Source organism: Campylobacter showae CC57C (assembly GCF_000344295.2).
Lineage (GTDB): Bacteria > Campylobacterota > Campylobacteria > Campylobacterales > Campylobacteraceae > Campylobacter_A > Campylobacter_A showae_B.
In genome coordinates this window covers 1-908 of record NZ_AOTD01000057.1, presented here as the reverse complement: position 1 = coordinate 908, position 908 = coordinate 1, and the positions used below count along the sequence as shown (strand labels likewise).

1 pseudogene is annotated in these 908 nt (G+C 37.6%); it reads right to left on the bottom strand.

From position 1 onward, the window contains the following. Positions 1–908: pseudogene (locus H740_RS11840) on the bottom strand (response regulator); the annotation flags it as partial.

Below are 908 nucleotides of genomic sequence, written 5' to 3'. Positions count from 1 at the left end.
GCCAAACTCGTTATTTAAAAACGAAATATTGTATAGATCTTTTGCCGTTAGGGTTTTATTATCCCCCAGGTATATCAAAAACTGTTTTCCATGCTTAGTAGAAAAGGATTTTATAGCGCTAGCTCCTATTTCCTGGAGCGTCTTATATTTGCCGTCGGTATCTAGGATGCCTATATTATTAAAGCTTATAGAACCAAGCTCGATGTCGCTCATGGCTTTAGTTTCTAAATTTAGACTTGCCCTTCTGGTTTTATCCCCTAAAAGCTTACCAGTATCTGAGTATAGCTCTGTTACTTCTATTTCTCTACCGCTATCAAATTTTAAGGTTATAGATCCGTTATCGTTTAGCTTCATAGCTATTACGCTATCGCTGTCGTTCATCATTAAGGCCGCTTTATTCGGGTTAGCCTCAAAGGCTCTTTTTACTTTCTCTAAGTTTTCTGGGCTAAATTCTAGCCTTGTAGCCTTTTGGAATTCATTTTCCATGGCGATCATGTATGACGACTTGCTACCGTTTAGCCTGCTTATATATTCGTCTGCATTTTCTACGTTATACTCTTTTAGATTTTTTGATAGCCACTCTATGTCTTTTGCATGGGCGGTGGATTCTTTTTCATAATCTCTATAAAATTTCATAAAGCTATCTCTTTGATAGTTTTCATACGAGAAGTCGTCGCTCGTCTTTTTGCTTGATATGATCGGATTAAATTCACTAAGCTTAAGGTTGCCGTCAAATCCAGCCTTAGCGTAAGCAAAGTTGTTAAATAGGCTATTTTTATTAAATACGTTATTATTTCTTAGGTCTACCCAGCCGTCTTTATCGGCGTATGCATCAAAGAAGTTCTTAATACTATCGGCTTCCGCCTTTTTATATCTACTCTCCGGTGCAAATACGGTGTAGGGGTTTG